The sequence below is a fragment of the Psychroserpens burtonensis DSM 12212 genome, from assembly GCF_000425305.1.
Classification (GTDB): domain Bacteria; phylum Bacteroidota; class Bacteroidia; order Flavobacteriales; family Flavobacteriaceae; genus Psychroserpens; species Psychroserpens burtonensis.
Genome location: NZ_AUDE01000024.1, coordinates 1 through 18554 on the forward strand (window position 1 = coordinate 1; position 18554 = coordinate 18554).

An 18554-nucleotide genomic window follows, 5' to 3' on the forward strand; every position below is an offset into this window, starting at 1 on the left:
TCATCAGTTAAGATTATAGGCTTGGGTTTCAAACAATGTCTATTAATTGCCTTCTGTTGAGCGTGTTCTGGAATATAACTACCAGCTGTACTTCCTCTACTTGGCGTGTTTCTTTTTAACTCTCTTGATACTGTACTTTTATTGACACCAATAATTATTGCTATTTGTGTAATAGTAATTCCTGTCTCTAATAATGCAGAGATTTGATACCTTTGTGACAAGGTCAATTGTTTATAATGTTTCATTCAAAACGAATATAAATATTGAGCCTAAAATAGATGGGGCTAGCCCCATCTATTTTAAATATTCGTGTTGCACTTATAACTTGAACTTAGATTTTATTTACGAGAAATAATTAATAGTTTAATTATTATTTACGACATAGTCGTTTTCATAATGAGTTAGTTCATGTGAGTATTGATACTAAGGTTATGATAAATGAGGAATATTTACGTTCTAGTATATTAAAATTAATTGTTCATAAAGTATACTCCTGATGCTACTACTGCGATTACAAGTACAATTAATACTACGATTACAAATGTTGACATTGTTTTTGTCGTGTCATCCTTTTGTAAAAGATAATCTCTACTTTTTTCGTCTTCTTTTTTTATGAATTTCATTTTTTTTAATTTTATTTATTAATGTAAACTGTTTTTATATTTACGAATTCTAATAAGCCTTCCCTAGAGAGTTCTCTGCCGTAACCAGAAGCTTTAGTTCCTCCAAATGGGAGCCTTGGATCTGATTTAACTAATTCATTTATAAAGAAGGACCCATCTTCTATATTTGATACATGTTTCTTAGCATCTTCACTATCCTTAGTAAAAATCATTGTACCAAGGCCTAATTTTGAATTTGAAGCCATTTCATAGGCTTCATTTTTATCTTTAACTTTTATAATTGAGGCCACTGGACCAAAGGTTTCCTCGTCAAATACAGGCATACCTGGTTCTACTTTTGTTAAAATGGTAGGTTGGTAATACGTTTGATTTCTTTTATTTCCGAAGTGAATATTTGCTCCTTTTTCGATAGATTTTTGAACCTGGTCTTCTAATGTGTCTGCAAGATCTTGTCTTGCTAGAACTCCGATATCTGTGCTCTCTTTAGAGGGATCTCCACAATTAAGTTCTTTTATTTTTGAAGTGAATATTTTGAGAAACTCATCATAAATAGCTTCAACTACTATAAAACGTTTAGCGGCAATACAGCTTTGACCAGTATTTTGCATCCTAGACTTTATAATAGTAGTCATGTGTTTGTTCAAGTCTGCATCTTCTAGAATAATACAAGCGTTATTGCCTCCCAATTCTAATACTGTCTTTTTTAAATTTTTACCAGCTATTGCTGCAATTTTTCTTCCGGCTTGTTCACTACCTGTGAGTGATACAGCCTTTATAATATCATTTTCAATAATTTTTTCAATTTGATCATGATCTACAATAAGCGTTTGAAAACAACCTTTTGGATATTTTGCTTTTTCAAAAACATCTTGGATTATTAAAGCACAACCAGTGACATTTGTAGCATGTTTTAATAGAGCTGTATTACCAGAGGTTAACGCAGGAATGGCGAATCTCATAACCTGCCAAAACGGATAATTCCAAGGCATTATTGCTAATATTACACCTAGAGGATCATAACTGATAAAGCTTTCATTTGCTTCTGTTTCTATAAGTTCGTCTGCTAATAGTAAGTTTGCGTTTTTCTTGTAGAAATCACAGAGGTAAATACATTTTTCTATTTCGGCTTTACTTTCAGAAATAGGTTTCCCTATTTCATCTGTTATAAGTTGACTATAGGTGTTGATGTTTTTAGATAATACATCTGCCACATTATCAAGTAATTTTACTCTTTCTTTTACTTCGACTAATTTCCACCTATTGAACACGTCTTTACTAGTTTCGAGGATCGTAGTCACTTTTTCTGAGGAGAACGTATTATAGCTTTCAATCTTTAAATTAGTGTACGGATTTGTAGTTTCTATTTTTGACATTTTTTTTTATAAAGTTAGTGTGTTATAAGAGTTTAGCTTAACTCATTAGAAAAAAGTATTGACCGTTATACATTTCGATTTAAGTCAATATTTAAATCTATAGCGTTAACCCAGGTTTTAGTTTTTTGTGATATTTGTGTGGAATCAAAAAATAATAAAAATTTAATATCATGGGAAAAGAAAGTAATACAATTATAGGAATTTTAGCGGGAACGGTAATTGGAGCAACATTAGGAATTTTATTTGCTCCAGATAAGGGTATCATTACTAGACAAAAGATAGCTGATGAAGCGCAATTACAAAAAGACCGGTTAGCTCATACCGCTACTGATTTGAAAGACCGAGTAACTTCGACCGTAGTTAACCATAAAGATACATTTGATAATCAGTTGGAGACAATAGTATCAGATGTTAGTTATAAAGCAGATGATGTCATTAGTACTTTAGAAAAAAAATTAGCTATTCTTAAAGCTAAAAATAAGAATTTACAAAAAACCTCATAACAAATGACCGTTTTTGAATCCTTAAACGAAACTACAGATAGGGCAACTGATACTGCAGAAAAGTATGTAAAAACCTCGAAGGAATACTTTAAGTTAAAAGTATTTCAACAATTAACTTTGACTTTAAGTTTAGTAACGAAATTTGCAGTCGTAGGAGGTTTGATAGCTTTTTCTGTAATCTTTACGGCTGTAGCAGGAGCTATAGCGATAGGAGAGTACTTGGGGAATATGTCTTTAGGTTATTTAATTATAGGAGCTATATTTTTACTCCTTTCATTTATTGTTTATCTACTAAGAAGTCATATAAACAGTAAAATTATAAGCTCAATGGCCAATAAGTTTTTTGATAAATAATTATGAAAAATTATAAAACATTTGAAGAGATTGAATTTGATCTTAAGAGATTGAGCCTTGAGAGACAAATAGCTATTGAAGAGCTCAAAGGCGTAAAAGGAGAAATTAAAGAAGATTTAAAACCCTCTGTTTGGCTGCAAACTATTTGGAAGTATGCTTATAAGTATGGGGCAATTATGTTACTTAAAAAGATAATTAGGTGAAAGCTTTATGATTTATTCACATTCAAAGCACAGATTTTAATCTGTGCTTTTTTTATATTTAAAAAGGGGTTTTAGTTATTTTTTAAATAAATAATATAGTGTAAGGCTAATATCATTTTTGTTTGAATCTCAAGCTTTTGTTCGAGGTACTTTTTATTTTCTTTAATTAACTAAAAGATTGAAATGGCTTTTTTAAATTTGCGAGTTAAAAATGGCTGTTTTTACGCTGCAGATTCTTCTATAATCAAATTATTAAGAGCACTCTTTCTATATTCGTTTGGGGTGATACCGTACTTTTCTTTAAAAATTTTAGAAAAGTAACTTCTGCTTGTAAACCCAATACTATAAACAACTTGTGAAACATTTAAGTCAGCACTTCTCATCAGTTATCGAGCGGCTTCAAGCCTTATATGTCTAACATATTCTGTGACAGTTCTATTATATAAAAACCTAAAACCGTCTTGTAATTTAGCTTGCGATAAAGCAGATTCAATTGATAACTGCTCTAGCGAATAACTAAATGAGGGGTTTTTTATAATCTTGTCCCCTAATTTTCTAATACCTTTCAATTCTGTTTTAGACAGTGATACTGGTAATTGTACGCCTCTTAAAAATTTATTATGTTGCTCTATATGCAATGATAACATATCATAAACAATAGACTCAATTTTTAGGATTCGTACCATCCCTTTAGACTTTATCTTTTTTAGTTTTTTTATGTAGTCAGACATTCTCAAATTTAATGCACCATAGTGAGAGAAGCGATTGTCATGGTCCGTATCTACAAAAACATCATATAATCGGTCATTTAATAATGAGACATTAGTTGTTCTTTTTTGTAAAAACTTTTTTCTAACAATTTGAATAATATTTACCTCTAATTTTTTATTCTTCGGAAAATGAACATAGTTAAATCCACCTTTCTTATTAGTAAAAATCAACGAATGAAATTGCTCTACCAATTTTTCTTCATTATTGATTCCAAATCTATGTTTGAAATCACCGTTATGAGTATAGATAAAACGAATTGGATTAAATTCGGACGCTTCAATTTTTAGAATAACATCTTTTGAAAACTCAATATCAAAATCTAATAAGTTAACTCCCCAATCAAATGGGATATACTTAATTGTTCCTTTGACATGTTCATTGTCAAAAATAAGATTAAATTCATTTGATGTCTCTATTAGTTTTCCTCCTAACACATCTTGTATTTGACGTAAAGTATCTTTTTGGTTCAAAGTAATGATATCAATTTCAAACATGGCTATTTCTTGTAAAAATGTTAGTTGATAAATATATTTTCAAATTTAATATTAATTTTTAAGAAAAAGTTAAAATAAAATGTGAAAAAGCACTGCAATGTATTTTGTGTGAAATACTTTTTTATTGGTAGTACTCACTTCAATCTTAATGAAGTTGGTTAGGTAAAACTCAGTAATTGGTTAAATTACTGAGTTTTTTTGTTTGTGTTAATATCTACAGACATAGAGTGCTTTTGAGCTAAAAATAAGCGGTAATTTAAATTGTTATGTAAATAAGACTGTATAATATGTTTCTTTGTTATACAAAACTTGAGTGATTATAAATCACTCAGGTTTTGAATTTGAATTTGAAAATACTTTTATTAACGATGGGTTTGCGTTAAAACTTCGAGCATATCAATTAATACAACTTCTAGGGATATTATAAATTTGTAGTAAAGTTTATAATTAAATCTATTAAGCTGTGATGCTAAGCGATAAGCATCATTAAAGAAAATTATCGTACAATTTAAAACATATGAAAATGAGCACTTACACAAAAGAGGTTGGAGAAAAATTAAACGATTTATTAGAAAAAACATATGATGCTGAGAAAGGTTTCAAAACAGCTGCTCAAAACATAGAACACGCATCGTTAAAATCTTACTTTAATCAAAAAGTACAAGAACGTTATAACTTTGGTCATGAGTTAAAGACAGAGATTAAAGCTTTTAACCAAGATATAGATAAAGGCGGAAGCGTTACCGGTGCAGTACATAGAGCATGGATGGATTTGAAATCATTGTTTTCTAGAGATAATGAAGAGTCTATGTTAGAAGAAGCAATTAGAGGAGAAAAAGCATCAATAGAAGAGTATAACGAAGTTTTAAATGAGACCAGTTTACCCGCATCAACAAAATCAATATTAACTATTCAAAAGAACACCATTATAAATGGACTATCCAATATTAAATCTTTAGAAGATTTGAGATAATCAAAATCATTTTTTGATAGTAAAAAGACATCTTCACGGTGTCTTTTTCATTTGAAGACATTTTTACATGATTTGAGTTAAAGGGCTGCTCATATTTTTACTTACTTGAAAGTAAAAAATGTTTTATAAATTATCCAGTACGTGTGAGTTATCAGATGTTGAAAATGAACTAAATGCGAAATTTGAATACCCTAATTTATATAAACCGAAAGCGATAGTTAATGGTCTAAAAGAATCAAATTTACCTATAATAACGTCTGTAAAATATCCTGAATTAAATTTTGCGATTTGGGGATTACTCCCAGAGGCATATGATGATAGCTGGGATGCATTTCAAAATTTCACGAATACGTTGAATACCAATATTGATGATGACCATTTGAATGAAGAGATTTATTCGGAATGCCTTAACGAAAGAAGGTGTCTAATTGTGGTAAATGGTTTCTTTACATCTAAATTAATTAATGGAAAATTATGTACTCATCATGTTCACTTGAGCAATCATAAACCATTTTGCATAGCTGGAATTTACAATAGAATCAGTGATGGGTTTTTAACCTGTTCTCTGTTAGTAACCAATTCTGGTTTGGAGTATTCAAAGGTGCCAAACTTTGGTAAACAAAAACCTTTAATTTTAAAGAAGAAGGATTATCGCTCTTGGTTAAGCCCTGATTTAAAATTAAAGGATTTGAGATGTCTCATTAAAACTCATGATCGCTATGATTTTCTATCACATCCAATAAAGGAAGATTTTTATGATAATACCAGAATTTTTAAGCGTATTGTCATTAGTGATAATTTTTATGCCATGATGAAAGTGTCACGAAATTAGTAATAGAGTTAAGGTTAACCTTTTATGAGGCAATTAGTTACATTAAATTAAGCGATATTTGTTACCTAGTGATTTGATGGTCAAGTTACTTGTTAATTTAAAACTTTAAAGATATGTTACGTTGGACAATCACATTTATAATAATCGCGATAATTGCAGGAATACTAGGATTTGGAGGTATTGCAGGTGGAGCAGCATCTATTGCAAAAATTTTATTTTTTGTATTTTTAGTGTTGTTTGTTCTATCATTATTAAAAGGCATAGTAAAAAAATAATGAGTATCAATTAACTTAAGTAACAACCAATTATGAAAAAATTAGGACGAGTATTTCTTATTCTATTTACAATTTCTACAGTATTTATTAGTTGTAGAGAAACTACAGGAGACAAAGTAGAAGATGTAGTAGAAGATGTTGCAGATGATGTGCAGGATGCAGTAGATTAATTAGATCTATACCAATAAAAAAAGCCTCTATTATGAGGCTTTTTTTTATGCAATAAATTTTTGTTTGGGAGTGTGGGTTTGAAGCCGTTGTTTATACGCTGTAGGGTTACAGCCATACTTCAATTTAAAAATTTTACTAAAATAACTTCTACTTGTAAACCCTACAGTATATACAATTTCAGAGATATTTAATTCTGAGTTACACAATAATTCTTCAGATTTTTCTAATCTTACATTTCTTGTAAAGTTCGAGACGGTAGTTTTATGAATTTCTTTAAATCCAAACTGTAACTTTGACTGTGAAATGAAAAATTGAGAACAAAGCTCATCCTGAGAATGGTTTAACCCCGGGTTATCAATGATATGATTTGTAATTATTCTAATTTTTTGAATTTGCGATTGTGAAATGTTATAACAATCTTCTTTATTGAATGTTTCTGTATACAAATGCTCAACATGTTGTGATAAGATTAGTTGATATCTGCTTTGTAATTGAAGAGTTGAAGTTGCACCTTGATCACTAGCTTTTCTAAGTAAGGTCTTATTTTCTTGCTAGATGTTAATCCAGCTTCAATAACTGATAATCCATGAGAGAATTGAATACCTCTAATATAACCCTTACCAAACGCATCATCAACATCTATACAATAGTCGTCGCCATCATTAGTATAATCAATACCTAATTGCTCAGATAGTGATGATATTATTCCATGTATTTTTACGTTATCAATATATATAGTCTTAACCATTCTCATTGGTAATTTGTAATTAATAGTTATAAAATTACCATATAGTTAACATATAAGGGTGCTTTATATCGTTTTCTTTTCGTCTATTCCTTTACTGTTCGGTTCTAATAGTTTTTCAATTTCCGAAGGATTAGTTATTTGGTAAAAATTCTTACCTATAATAACTATTGGGTAATTTAAAACCTCAGGATTGTTATCTAAAACTTTTATCCAGCCATGCTCATCAAGATTTGTTTCTGTATCATACTTTGACGTAAATGCAGGATGCTCACAATCTATAAGTTCTCCAATTGTTACTCCTAAGTTTTCCGCCAGTTCTTTCCATTGCGTACCTGTAACATTCGTCTTAGTGATATCAATGTCCAATAAATTTTTTAATGAAGCTTGTAAGTAACCAAGTGTTTGCTTTCCTACATTAGACTTTGAACTATAATATATTTTTATCATTTTATGATGTTTTGATATGATTCCCATTGTATTTTATTTCTCTAATAAAATAATTTTAAATCTGTTTAGATCTTAGCTCATACTCTACAATGATTGACGCAATTGATTAATCATAGATATAAAAAACCCAATAGTATGACTACAACTGTAAGTGATTTTTAAGAAAGGTTTTGTTCAAAAACCCTGTTTTCGTTACATCTAAATAGAACTTAAAATAATAATCGGATAGTCTAATACTTCAAGGTAAACACAGTTGATCTAATAATCAAAGATCAATTGTTAGTTTGATTTTTTTAATCTACACGTTTGTAGTTTTCAGAATAAATCTTATCTCCATCTTCATCAATTTCAATTTGGCTGAACTTATCTTTTTCTAAAACAATTTTAAAAATATAATCTCTACGTTTACCAATGACAAGATTCATGGTTTTAGAACCATAGTCTAAGGTTTCTTTTAATATTGAATCATTAAGTGAATAGGCTCCATATGCAAAATATTCCGTAGAATCAGCAGGTACAAGTTTACTCCACATAACTTTACTCTTAGTGTACATTTTTATTTGCCGATTACCTTCTCTGGTTTTGAACGAGTCTACGACTTCATTGTTTTTATAGTTATAAAGTCCAATCATTTCCCAAGTACCTTCAAGAGAAGGCTCCTCAACGATTGCTACTTCGACAGCTTCTTTAACTATAGTTGTGTTCTCTTTACAGGAGAAAAGTAACGCAAATAAGATAATAAAAGTTACACGTGTTTTCATGAGGTTAGTTTTTATGCTTGTATTAATTTACAAAAAAATAATGACATGAATTATTGTGATATAAATTACTTATGATGTGATAATAACTTTTAATACTTTTAATGTAAGTATTCTATCAATAATCCTACTTTTGTTTAGAATAAACTGAATTAAAATAACATGTCAGATACAATAGAAAAATTAAAATGTCTAATCATAGGTTCTGGTCCTGCAGGCTATACAGCGGCTATATATGCTGCAAGAGCAAATATGGAGCCAGTATTATATCAAGGCACACAACCAGGGGGTCAATTAACGACTACCAATGATGTAGAAAATTTCCCAGGATATCCAGATGGTATCACAGGTCCAGCAATGATGATAGAGTTACAAAACCAAGCAGCTCGTTTTGGTACAGATATTCGTGATGGTTGGGTGACCAAAGTTGATTTTTCTGGAGATACTCATAAAGTTTGGGTTAATGAAACTAAAGAAATTCACTGTCAAACCATCATTATTTCAACCGGAGCATCTGCTAAATATTTAGGTTTAGACTCAGAGCAAAAGTATCTTAAACTCGGTGGAGGCGTTTCTGCTTGCGCAGTTTGTGATGGCTTCTTTTATAGAAATCAAGAAGTTGTTATTGTTGGAGCAGGAGATAGTGCTTGTGAAGAAGCACATTATTTATCAAAGCTCTGTAAGAAGGTAACCATGTTGGTTAGAAAAGATGAATTTAGAGCTTCTAAAATCATGGCAACTAGAGTAAAAAATACTAAAAACATCGACATACTTTTCAATACAGAAACTGATGAGGTTTTAGGCGACGGACAAGTAGTAACAGGTGTTAGAGCTATAAATAATAAAACGAATGAGACATTTGAAATTCCAGTAACTGGATTTTTTGTAGCGATTGGTCACAAACCAAATACAGATATTTTTAAGAATTTCTTGACACTAGATAAGACGGGTTATATCATTAATACACCAGGAACATCTAAAACAAATGTAGAGGGTGTATTTGTATCTGGTGATGCAGCAGATCATGTGTATCGTCAAGCAGTCACAGCGGCAGGAACGGGTTGTATGGCAGCCTTAGATGCAGAGCGTTACTTAGCAGCTAAGGACTCTGATTTTGAGATATCTACTCCAGTTTACTAAACGTGGTAGCATCCATAATAAAAAACCCGAAACTTTCAAAGCTTCGGGTTTTTTATTATATGCACTTCGGAAATGTGCAAACTCTACTTTTCTTTCTTTTGTAGTTTAACTGTTCCGATAAAGGTATTAAGTGTGATTTTCGGATTTCCGAAGAGGTAAATTTCACTAGATCCAGAAGCGTCAATTGTAATAGCATCTATAACGTCTATATAAACGTTGCTATCCATTTCAGCAAGAATAGTACAAGTTTTGGTTGTGAAATTCTTTCCGTTTAATTGAGCGTTATTATCTGCTCTAAGATTAAGGTTCGTGATAGTTCCTTCTATAGTTGCACTAGATCGTTGATATAAATCCATTTTCACATCAGTGGCATTTATGAGTGCATCCATTTTAGTATTATCACTAATTTCTAAAGCAACATTAGTTGCAGTAACATTAAGTTTTACTTTGGCTTTTTCTGTACTTATAAAACTAAAAGAATTGGCTTTAATGTTAAGATATGCTCTTGCAGAACCACTCGTTTTTAGAGAGGCATTAGTTAATTCTAAGGATGTTAATGAGCGTACTTCGGCATCATCTTTAACTTCAATATTAGAGAAAGCGTCACTGTAATTTACTTTGATATTTAGGCTTCTAGCGCGTATTTCACGAGAGGTTGTGATCGTGAGAACACTGTCTATGACATTAATTTTTATATACTCGTGGAGATTACTATCTGTTTCAATTTGTACAGAAGGTTTTTTACTATAAAATAACTCAATATTAAAATCCTCTGCTACAACGATTGTTTGAAAACCATCGATGTAAGTTTGTTCAATCGTTAAATTTCTATCACCTTTTATTTTTTCTAGCTCTTGGGCAAAACTGTATGTGCCAAAACCGAAAACGAGTAATAGAATTAAAGTACTGTTTTTCATTATAATTTGTTTGTTGAACTCGTGTTTGCTTTTTCTTTTATCTATAAAGCTTAAATTTTGCAATCTAACATCATTATTTTTAAAACGATAGCTGAAGGCTATGCTTTTAAAAATAATTTAGTTTAAGTATTATAGCAAAATAATTTAGTTTAAAACAAAAGTCAATTCCAGTTCATTATTAGAACAAATATAAAACAAAAACCATCCCAAACTTGATTTGAGTTTGAAATGGTTTTAAAATAACGTCGGATTTGCTGGTTGTTTACATGTATTTACTGCTTTCTAACACTACCAGAAACAGCATCAGAGATACTCGTGTTTTTAGGATTGCCATAATACTTGATGTCTCCGCCACTCGTTGCGCTAGCAGTAATTTTTTCTTTAACGTATACCGAAATATCGGCACCACTAGTTACAGCAGCTGTACATATTTGAGAAATAAGACCTTCAGCATCTATGTCACTACCACTTGTTGCAGACGCGCTTAATGTATTGGTAGAACCTTTTACTTTAATATCGCTTCCACTAGTTGACGCGAGTATTGTGTATTGTGCATCAAGCTCTACCTCGATGTCTGCTCCACTCGTCGTGATTAGTTTTATAGTTTCTGCTTTAATTGTATTTGTAGAAAATACATCGCTACCGCTAGTAGCGCTAACAGAATTTAAATTTGTAATGTTTACCATTATTTTTTTTGATTCAGATTTTCTAATGTTGTCTTCAGCATAGATTTTTAATACGTCATTTTCAATTTTGGTAATGATAATTTCATGTAAATTTTCATCTGCTTGTACCTTTAAAGATGGCGTATCACTTTGTGTGAGATATACGTCTATGCCTCTGCTAACTTCTATTTGGTTAAAGTCTGCATCCAGAGTTCTCTCTACTGTTGATACAATACCATTTCCTGTAACACCCGAATCTAAGTTGATGTCAAAATTGCAAGAGACAAATAATAAACTTAATAAGATTCCGATTGTGAATTTTGTAAGTGTTGTCATGATTGATTTTTTTTATTGATGATTATTATTATTATTTCATTTGATGATCAAAGCTTATGACACGCTTTAAAAACCATTTGTCGTTTTCTAAAAGCCATAAGTGAGAAAATTTTGCAGTACTACCAACAACTTTATGTCCGTTGGTTGTTTCAAAAAACTTATGAATCCCGTTTTGTAAGGCGCCATAAATTTTTCCATTGTGTTTTAATAGGAAGACTTCTATGCTTTCCTCAACTAATTCTCGAGTTGGCTTTGTGACGCTGTTAGATTTACAGACGCCGTCTTTCATGGTTTGAATAAACAGTTTTTTTGAATTGGTGATACCTGCAGTATCATGGTAAAATTCAAAATCATCAGAGATGAGTTGATCTAGGTATTGTAATTCACACTTGTTAAATGAGCGCTCAAATATTAAACTATCATTAGCTTTTAAAGTTTTATAAACTTCGGAATAGGTCTGTGCATTGATACTGAATCCTATTCCGAAGAAAAATAAAAATAAATACTGTTTCATTTTTTGATTGATTGTGATGGTTCAAATATTTGAAAAATAGTTGGTTAATTAAATTTTAATTACTTGAACCGTTGATTAATTGCGATGAATTGTTAATTATTGTCATTATCTGTTGTGATTTTTATGCCATCCTCGTCAATTTCGTATTCGACCTCGCCAGTTTTTGCCTTTATGCCTTTGTCATCAATTTGAAGACTACTGTTATTTGACTTTGCTTTGATGCCATCCTCGTTAATTTCTAATCTATTTTCCTCTTCTACATTAACTTCAGTTTTAAACGGTTCTTCGATTGGGCAATCTAAACATTCAATTCCATTAGTGATAATTTTAAGATGACGTTCTTCCATATCTTGATCCAAAATATCGTCATAATATGAGCCATTGTAATGATAATTAAATGTGTTTTCATCTGCATAAAGGATGCTGCCTTCTGGCAAATACAATGTGATATTTACCTCTTGATCTTTTCTAGATTCATTTAAAGGAAGCGTGAAATAACTATTTAATAATATCGTCTTTCCTTTAACCTCATATGTGTAATCTATTTTTTCTGCTCTTGACATCGCATCAGATACATCGTAGCCCTTAGCTGCGCGCTCTATTCGTATTTTGGCAATACTATCACTTGTCGTTTTTACAATCAACCTCACACCTTGAGAGAATAATACTTTTTCATCATTCTCGTTATAGGCAGTTCTAAACCTGTAACTTCTATTGTATTTTGTGGTTAATAAATCATTTTTGTTCATTCTTACTGTGATAGTATCCTTTTTAGTAAGAGAAGCTATTTTTTCGGTTTTTATATATGATCCTTCATCTTGGTAGCTCATTCCAAACCTAGCAAGTGTTACAGCTAATGTAATAAATGCGATTATCCACAGACCTAATAATGTGTATTTAGCAGTTTTACCAATAGATTTTAGATTAGTAATTAAAATCTTAAGTCCTAAATAGAAGATAAAAAATGCTATTATTCCGAAGAAAAGAAACAGCATCAAAGACATCAACCAAACAGGCATTCTTGTGGCATCTGTAACATCAAAGAAATCAACTCCTGGGAAATGAATATTATCCATTAAGTTGACACTAAATAGACTAATGACCAATGAAATTATAGTTACCGCACCTACGAACATTAAGATTAACCCAAAAAACTTTGCGAAAATTTTTATAAAGAACATGAATATATTACCAATGGTTTCAAAAAATGAGCTGGATGTTGATTTTATACGCTCGCCTTGACGAGGTAGATCTGCTTTTTTTACCCCTTCGGAAATAGAATCAGACACATGATCAAAGCTATCCTTGATTTTATCACCATGTTTTTTTAAATCTACATTTTGAACTGCGCTGGAGACGCTATCAAATCCGTCCTTGATTTTTTTTTCAATATTGGAGATATTTACTTGCTCTCCCCTCATCTGTAATTTTTCTGATGTTGTAACTGCTTGAGGAACAAAAATCCAAAGTAATATATAAAGTAACACTCCAGTTCCTGCTCCAAATATGAGTAATATCCAAATTAAACGAATCCAAAGGGCATCAATACCAAAATAATGAGCTAATCCAGAAGAAACACCTCCAACATAAGAGTTGTCTGGATCTCTATATAGTTTCTTTGATGTTGCATTACGCTTACTAGAATAGGTTTGTTGCTGAGGTTCATCTTCAAAAATTTCATCATCAACAAGGTAATCTTCAGGTTGTCCCATGATTGTGATTACGTCTTCAACCTCTTTATTTCCAATAACTTGTTTTGTATTTTGTACACGTTCAGTAAAAAGTTCTGCAATACGCGCTTCTATATCTGAAATAATTTCAGAACGACCTTGAGAGTCTGTAAATGAACGTTTTATAGCCTCAAGATAGCGTTGTAATTTTAAGTATGCATCTTCATCAATATGGAAGAATATACCTGCTAAATTTATGTTGACTGTTTTATTCATTATTTCGTGTTTTTTTGTCTTGTTACTATATTAACTGCGTTTTGTAATTCGGTCCAGGTTGTTGTTAATTCTTTTAAAAATAACTGACCTGTCTCTGTAAGACCATAATATTTTCTTGGTGGTCCAGAGGTGGATTCTTCCCAACGATAATTGAGTAATCCAGCATTTTTTAGCCTTGTGAGAAGTGGATAGATAGTCCCTTCTACAACAAGCAGTTTTGCATCTTTAAGTGTGCTTAAGATTTCTGCGACATAGGCATCATCATCTTTTAATACTGACAAAATGCAGTATTCTAATACACCTTTCCGCATTTGTGCTTTTGTGTTTTCTATTTTCATAAAGTTTTTCTAATGTTTTTCAAAGGTCTTATGCAGTGTGCATTTTTGACGATTTGATAGTTCAACAATAACTTAGATAATGCTCGTGTCATAGTAGGATGAGATTAAATTTAAATAAACTGTTCATTTTTTGATTGATTGATTTTTATATATAAATAGCGAGTGATTAATTCGCATGATTTTATTTTATAAAATTAATAGTTAAAGGGTATTCATACAACTCACCATTTCTAGCTTTTAAACTAGCAATAACTATAAATACGAGTTCTAGAATAAATCCAATAATGGCTAGAAAACCTAAACCACCTGTTACATAAAGTAGTGGAGAGGGTTCTCCTATATTGATGTGAAAATCATGAAACCCATGAAAATCTATAAAGTCCAAACCGTTAAAGAATTTGAAAATAAAAAACGGTATAGTAAGCGTACCCATAATTAATGTATACAACAAAATGCTAATTTGAAAATTGATGGCTTGTTTACCGTGTGTGTCTATAAATTCAGATTTATCTTTGTTTACCATCCATAATATAATGGGCCCAAGATAATTTCCTAACGGAATTATAAACCTACTAAAGGTTGATAAATGAATAAAAGTTGCGATGTTTTTTTGATGATTAGTTGTCATGATGAAAAAGCATATAGTAATTTCTTATACAAATATATGTCTTTAAAAAGGTATTATGTTACGCATAGTACCTAATTTTAACACAATATTAACAAATTGGATTTCCGATTATTTTCGATATTTTAGCTGAAATATCCAGTATATATGAACGTTTCACCAAGTAAACTCAATACATTTTTATTATTTAAACTACCCGCTGCATATTTTTGTGGTGTGCGTACAAAGTCTTTAAGTGACACTACATGTATCGTATCTGTAAAACACAGATGGATTAATCAAAACCCTTTTAATTCTATGTTTTGGGCAGTTCAAGGTATGGCTGCAGAGTTAACAACAGGAGCTCTGGTGATGTCTAAAGCTAAAGAAAGTGGTAAAAGAGTGTCGATGTTAGTGGCCACTAACAATGCTTCCTTTACAAAAAAGGCTACTGGCAGAATTACTTTTTCTTGTGATGAAGGACAAAAAGTTGATGAAGCTATCACAAAAGCGATACAAACTGGAGAAGGCCAAACCGTTTGGTTAAATGCTAAAGGTATTAATAAAGAAGGTTTACAAGTTTCAGATTTTAACTTTGAGTGGACACTTAAAGTAAAAGCGTAACTCTTACTGTCAGTATATAGTTGCAATTGTAATTTTTAGTGCAAAAAAATATTCATATTTTATTTATTTGTAACAAATAGAAAAGTATTTCAACTTATATAGTGGGCACAACTTAACAGCAGATATCTAAACAACACACACAATATTATGAACTCACACGAAATAGACTACAGAATTTACGGAGAAGAAATGCAATATGTCGAGATAGAACTCGATCCTGAAGAAGGTGTCATTGCAGAAGCTGGTAGCTTTATGATGATGGATGATGGTATTAAAATGGAAACTATATTTGGAGATGGTTCTCAAAAAGATACAGGTTTCTTCGGAAAAATATTAGGAGCAGGAAAACGTATTCTCACAGGAGAAAACTTATTTATGACTGCTTTTTATAATAATCTTACAGGAAAACGAAGTGTCTCATTTGCATCTCCCTATCCCGGAAAAATTATTCCAATTGATCTTACAGAATATAATGGGAAATTCATTTGCCAGAAAGATGCTTTTCTATGCGCAGCAAAAGGCGTAAGCATAGGCATTGAATTTTCTAAAAAATTAGGTCGTGGACTTTTTGGAGGTGAAGGTTTTATCATGCAAAAGCTCGAAGGTGATGGTATGGCATTTGTGCATGCAGGTGGAACCACAGCAAGAAAAATATTAGCATTAGGGGAAACATTGAGGGTGGATACTGGATGTCTTATTGGTTTTACACAAGATGTAGATTATGATATTGAATTTATTGGAGGTATCAAGAATACCGTTTTTGGAGGGGAAGGTTTATTCTACGCGAAATTGCAAGGTCCAGGAGTTGTATATATACAATCGTTACCATTTAGTAGATTAGCTGGTCGTGTAATAGCTTCATTACCAAGAGGAGGCAATAGTAAAGGTGAAGGAAGTATTTTAGGTGGTTTGGGTAATATTTTGGATGGTGATAATAGGTTTTAACTTTTCATTGGCTGTTAAAATTATTACTCTTAGTCAATTCGATCTTTTTTTTCATTACATTTAGATTGTAATAATTAAAACATAGCCTATATAACACGACTACTCTTAATTAACCTAAAAACTAAAAAAAAATGGCAAGAGCAATGTTCGAGTACACTAAAACAGTACTCAGTAAAGTCAGTTTTGACAGTACATTGTTTTGTAAAGAATTACAAAAAGCACTTCAGCGATTATTACCTTATGAAATTGAAGAGCTTAAGATTTATATTAAATCTTTAATTTTACAAAACCCGGAGTTAGATCGATGTTTAATCTTATTAAAAGCATAAAAAAAAGCGACGTAAATGTCGCTTTTTTTTATGTCCCAAGAAGTCAATAAAAAATCGCAGTTATAATATTATATGATAACTGCAATTGAGGTATTCTGAAATGTGTAAATCTTAAATAATTAAGGTTTCATGTTATTTGGCAATGGACTAATGATCTCCACATTTTGAAACGCAATTGCACCACGAATAACGCCAGATATCACATTGTGAAGCGCGTCTATAATTTGCATTTTAAGCTCGTTTTTATGATAGATAATGCTGACTTCTCTCGCTGGAGAAGGCTCCTTAAAATGACGTAATTTTTCAGACATTTTTTCATTTAGATCAAGTGTATTTAAATAAGGTAGAAGCGTCATGCCTAAGCCTTCATTAGATAATTTGACTAGCGTTTCAATACTTCCGCTTTCTAATTGAAATTTATCATCTTCGTTACTTTTAAATACTTTACATAGGTTTATGACACCGTCTCTAAAGCAATGTCCATCTTCTAGAAGGAGCATGTCATTTAAGTCTAAATCAGTAACGTCAATTTTTTTCTTATCTTTTAATCTATGATCATTAGGTACATAAGCTACAAAGGGTTCATAATAGAGAACACGTTCTTTTATAGTGTCATTTTCTAATGGTGTTGCTGCAATTGCAGCATCTAGGTGACCATCCATAAGACGCGTTATGATCTCTTCGGTAGTGAGTTCTTCTATTTTAAGGTGCACTTTTGGATATTTTTTGATGAAGTTTTTAAGAAACATCGGCAAAAGTGTAGGCATAACTGTTGGTATGATACCAATTCTAAATTCGCCGCCTATAAATCCTTTTTGTTGATCTACGATATCTTGTATACGTTCAGATTCGTCAACAATATTTTTTGCTTGTTGTACAATTTTGCGTCCCACATCTGTAAGTTCTATGGGTTTTTTACCTCTATCAAAAATTTGAACGTCTAACTCATCTTCTAATTTTTGTATCTGAGTACTTAAAGTAGGTTGTGTAACAAAACATTTTTCTGCAGCTTTAGTAAAATTCTTATGTTCTGCAATAGCTAATACGTATTTTAATTGTGTGATTGTCATTGTTATTGATTTAGACTATAAAGATATAACAACCATTCATGAAAACTATGATATATTAAGCTAAAGTAATATTAACTTCGTAGAACAAAACACAAAGATTATGACAACTAATAGTATAGGTTTAGATACCAAGAAGACAAAAGAAATTGCTGATGAGTTAAATTCGCTCTTAGCAAATTTTCAAATATATTACCAAAATTTAAGAGGAATTCATTGGAATATTAGGGGAAAAAGGTTTTTTGATTTACATCCTAAGTTTGAGGAATTGTATACAGATGCCAATCTTAAAGTAGATGAAATTGCAGAACGTATTTTAACACTTGGTGTAACACCCTTGCATACGTTTGAAGATTACTCTAAAGCAGCCAAAGTGCCTGTGGGTAAGAACATTTCCGAAGATGAAAAAGCAGTACAACTCATCGTGGGTTCACTTTATGAATTATTAAAGATAGAGCGTCAAATTTTAGATGATTCTGCTGAAGCTAATGATGAAGGAACAAACTCAATGATGAGCGATTTTATTACCGAACAAGAGAAAACAGTTTGGATGATGAAAGCTTGGTTAGGTGAAAGCATCTAATATTTAAAGGAAAATAGAGAT

28 protein-coding genes are annotated in these 18554 nt (G+C 31.2%); 12 read left to right on the top strand and 16 right to left on the bottom strand.

What is annotated here, in order from left to right; translation table 11 throughout:
- The 3 genes from H593_RS19075 to H593_RS0111205 form a co-directional block, all read right to left on the bottom strand.
- Positions 1 to 245 (bottom strand): helix-turn-helix domain-containing protein (locus H593_RS19075; protein WP_028873090.1); only part of this gene is annotated, 245 nt, incomplete at its 3' end.
- 225 nt (positions 246 to 470) lie between these two features.
- Positions 471 to 623, bottom strand: coding sequence for a hypothetical protein (locus H593_RS21005; protein ID WP_169338365.1), 153 nt, complete (start codon positions 621 to 623; stop codon positions 471 to 473).
- An 11-nt stretch (positions 624 to 634) separates the two neighbouring features.
- Positions 635 to 1996, bottom strand: coding sequence for an NAD-dependent succinate-semialdehyde dehydrogenase (locus H593_RS0111205; RefSeq protein ID WP_028872531.1), 1362 nt, complete (start codon positions 1994 to 1996; stop codon positions 635 to 637).
- A 170-nt stretch (positions 1997 to 2166) separates the two neighbouring features.
- Between H593_RS0111205 and H593_RS0111210 the strand changes: the two genes are divergently transcribed.
- The 3 genes from H593_RS0111210 to H593_RS0111220 are packed head-to-tail and all read left to right on the top strand — an operon-like array spanning position 2167 to position 3056.
- On the top strand, positions 2167 to 2499 hold the full coding sequence (locus H593_RS0111210) for a YtxH domain-containing protein (protein ID WP_028872532.1): 333 nt from the start codon (positions 2167 to 2169) through the stop codon (positions 2497 to 2499).
- Between the two features lie 3 nt (positions 2500 to 2502).
- The gene (locus H593_RS0111215) at positions 2503 to 2853 is read left to right on the top strand and encodes a hypothetical protein (RefSeq protein ID WP_028872533.1); all 351 of its coding nucleotides are present in this window, start codon (positions 2503 to 2505) and stop codon (positions 2851 to 2853) included.
- Positions 2854 to 2855: 2 nt separating this feature from the next.
- A complete protein-coding gene (locus H593_RS0111220) occupies positions 2856 to 3056 on the top strand; it encodes a hypothetical protein (protein ID WP_028872534.1) in 201 nt (66 codons plus the stop codon).
- 221 nt (positions 3057 to 3277) lie between these two features.
- On the opposite strand, the gene H593_RS21275 is transcribed toward H593_RS0111220, so the two are convergent.
- On the bottom strand, positions 3278 to 3439 hold the full coding sequence (locus H593_RS21275) for a helix-turn-helix domain-containing protein (RefSeq protein WP_245585041.1): 162 nt from the start codon (positions 3437 to 3439) through the stop codon (positions 3278 to 3280).
- 3 nt (positions 3440 to 3442) lie between these two features.
- Positions 3443 to 4321 carry a helix-turn-helix transcriptional regulator gene (locus H593_RS19080; protein WP_245585042.1) on the bottom strand — a complete coding sequence of 293 codons (879 nt, stop codon included), beginning with the start codon at positions 4319 to 4321 and terminating at the stop codon, positions 3443 to 3445.
- Between the two features lie 523 nt (positions 4322 to 4844).
- On the opposite strand from H593_RS19080, the gene H593_RS0111230 reads away from it, so the two are divergent.
- The 4 genes from H593_RS0111230 to H593_RS21010 all read left to right on the top strand — a co-directional run bounded on the left by H593_RS0111230 (position 4845) and on the right by H593_RS21010 (position 6571).
- Complete coding sequence (locus H593_RS0111230) at positions 4845 to 5294, top strand: ferritin-like domain-containing protein (RefSeq protein WP_028872535.1); 450 nt, start codon at positions 4845 to 4847, stop codon at positions 5292 to 5294.
- 118 nt (positions 5295 to 5412) lie between these two features.
- Positions 5413 to 6126, top strand: coding sequence for an SOS response-associated peptidase family protein (locus H593_RS0111235; RefSeq protein ID WP_028872536.1), 714 nt, complete (start codon positions 5413 to 5415; stop codon positions 6124 to 6126).
- A 113-nt stretch (positions 6127 to 6239) separates the two neighbouring features.
- The gene (locus H593_RS20510) at positions 6240 to 6401 is read left to right on the top strand and encodes a DUF1328 family protein (RefSeq protein WP_084142313.1); all 162 of its coding nucleotides are present in this window, start codon (positions 6240 to 6242) and stop codon (positions 6399 to 6401) included.
- 32 nt (positions 6402 to 6433) lie between these two features.
- Positions 6434 to 6571, top strand: coding sequence for a hypothetical protein (locus tag H593_RS21010; RefSeq protein ID WP_169338366.1), 138 nt, complete (start codon positions 6434 to 6436; stop codon positions 6569 to 6571).
- A 45-nt stretch (positions 6572 to 6616) separates the two neighbouring features.
- Here H593_RS21010 and H593_RS19085 read toward each other — a convergent pair whose 3' ends face one another.
- The 4 genes from H593_RS19085 to H593_RS0111265 form a co-directional block, all read right to left on the bottom strand.
- Positions 6617 to 7018 carry a helix-turn-helix domain-containing protein gene (locus tag H593_RS19085; protein WP_051229712.1) on the bottom strand — a complete coding sequence of 134 codons (402 nt, stop codon included), beginning with the start codon at positions 7016 to 7018 and terminating at the stop codon, positions 6617 to 6619.
- Between the two features lie 23 nt (positions 7019 to 7041).
- A complete protein-coding gene (locus tag H593_RS0111255; RefSeq protein ID WP_028872537.1) occupies positions 7042 to 7320 on the bottom strand; it encodes a hypothetical protein in 279 nt (92 codons plus the stop codon).
- Positions 7321 to 7383: 63 nt separating this feature from the next.
- Positions 7384 to 7767 (bottom strand): arsenate reductase family protein, encoded by a 384-nt coding sequence (locus H593_RS0111260; protein WP_157588835.1) that lies wholly within the window; start codon positions 7765 to 7767, stop codon positions 7384 to 7386.
- A 293-nt stretch (positions 7768 to 8060) separates the two neighbouring features.
- Entirely contained in the window at positions 8061 to 8528 is a 468-nt protein-coding gene (locus H593_RS0111265; RefSeq protein ID WP_028872539.1) for a hypothetical protein, read from the bottom strand.
- A gap of 159 nt (positions 8529 to 8687) precedes the next feature.
- Here H593_RS0111265 and trxB point away from each other — a divergent pair, with 159 nt between their 5' ends.
- Entirely contained in the window at positions 8688 to 9665 is a 978-nt protein-coding gene (trxB, locus tag H593_RS0111270) for a thioredoxin-disulfide reductase (RefSeq protein ID WP_028872540.1), read from the top strand.
- Positions 9666 to 9748: 83 nt separating this feature from the next.
- Here trxB and H593_RS0111275 read toward each other — a convergent pair whose 3' ends face one another.
- The 6 genes from H593_RS0111275 to H593_RS0111300 all read right to left on the bottom strand — a co-directional run bounded on the left by H593_RS0111275 (position 9749) and on the right by H593_RS0111300 (position 15009).
- Positions 9749 to 10582 carry a GIN domain-containing protein gene (locus tag H593_RS0111275; protein ID WP_037052216.1) on the bottom strand — a complete coding sequence of 278 codons (834 nt, stop codon included), beginning with the start codon at positions 10580 to 10582 and terminating at the stop codon, positions 9749 to 9751.
- Positions 10583 to 10854: 272 nt separating this feature from the next.
- Positions 10855 to 11583: a head GIN domain-containing protein gene (locus H593_RS0111280; RefSeq protein ID WP_028872542.1), complete on the bottom strand. Its 729-nt coding sequence runs from the start codon at positions 11581 to 11583 to the stop codon at positions 10855 to 10857.
- A 31-nt stretch (positions 11584 to 11614) separates the two neighbouring features.
- On the bottom strand, positions 11615 to 12097 hold the full coding sequence (locus H593_RS0111285) for a nuclear transport factor 2 family protein (protein WP_028872543.1): 483 nt from the start codon (positions 12095 to 12097) through the stop codon (positions 11615 to 11617).
- 92 nt (positions 12098 to 12189) lie between these two features.
- Positions 12190 to 14043, bottom strand: coding sequence for a PspC domain-containing protein (locus H593_RS0111290; RefSeq protein WP_028872544.1), 1854 nt, complete (start codon positions 14041 to 14043; stop codon positions 12190 to 12192).
- Entirely contained in the window at positions 14043 to 14381 is a 339-nt protein-coding gene (locus H593_RS0111295) for a PadR family transcriptional regulator (protein WP_028872545.1), read from the bottom strand. Before H593_RS0111295 ends, H593_RS0111290 begins: the two co-directional genes overlap by 1 nt.
- Before the next feature lie 181 nt (positions 14382 to 14562).
- Positions 14563 to 15009, bottom strand: coding sequence for a DUF4870 domain-containing protein (locus H593_RS0111300; protein ID WP_028872546.1), 447 nt, complete (start codon positions 15007 to 15009; stop codon positions 14563 to 14565).
- 144 nt (positions 15010 to 15153) lie between these two features.
- Between H593_RS0111300 and H593_RS0111305 the strand changes: the two genes are divergently transcribed.
- The 3 genes from H593_RS0111305 to H593_RS19090 all read left to right on the top strand — a co-directional run bounded on the left by H593_RS0111305 (position 15154) and on the right by H593_RS19090 (position 16883).
- Positions 15154 to 15609 (top strand): DUF4442 domain-containing protein, encoded by a 456-nt coding sequence (locus H593_RS0111305; RefSeq protein ID WP_028872547.1) that lies wholly within the window; start codon positions 15154 to 15156, stop codon positions 15607 to 15609.
- A gap of 147 nt (positions 15610 to 15756) precedes the next feature.
- Entirely contained in the window at positions 15757 to 16554 is a 798-nt protein-coding gene (locus tag H593_RS0111310) for a TIGR00266 family protein (protein ID WP_028872548.1), read from the top strand.
- A 131-nt stretch (positions 16555 to 16685) separates the two neighbouring features.
- Positions 16686 to 16883 carry a hypothetical protein gene (locus tag H593_RS19090; protein WP_037052181.1) on the top strand — a complete coding sequence of 66 codons (198 nt, stop codon included), beginning with the start codon at positions 16686 to 16688 and terminating at the stop codon, positions 16881 to 16883.
- A gap of 119 nt (positions 16884 to 17002) precedes the next feature.
- Here H593_RS19090 and H593_RS0111315 read toward each other — a convergent pair whose 3' ends face one another.
- The gene (locus tag H593_RS0111315) at positions 17003 to 17953 is read right to left on the bottom strand and encodes a LysR family transcriptional regulator (protein ID WP_028872549.1); all 951 of its coding nucleotides are present in this window, start codon (positions 17951 to 17953) and stop codon (positions 17003 to 17005) included.
- Between the two features lie 100 nt (positions 17954 to 18053).
- Between H593_RS0111315 and H593_RS0111320 the strand changes: the two genes are divergently transcribed.
- On the top strand, positions 18054 to 18533 hold the full coding sequence (locus H593_RS0111320; RefSeq protein ID WP_028872550.1) for a Dps family protein: 480 nt from the start codon (positions 18054 to 18056) through the stop codon (positions 18531 to 18533).
- Positions 18534 to 18554 lie beyond the last annotated feature (21 nt).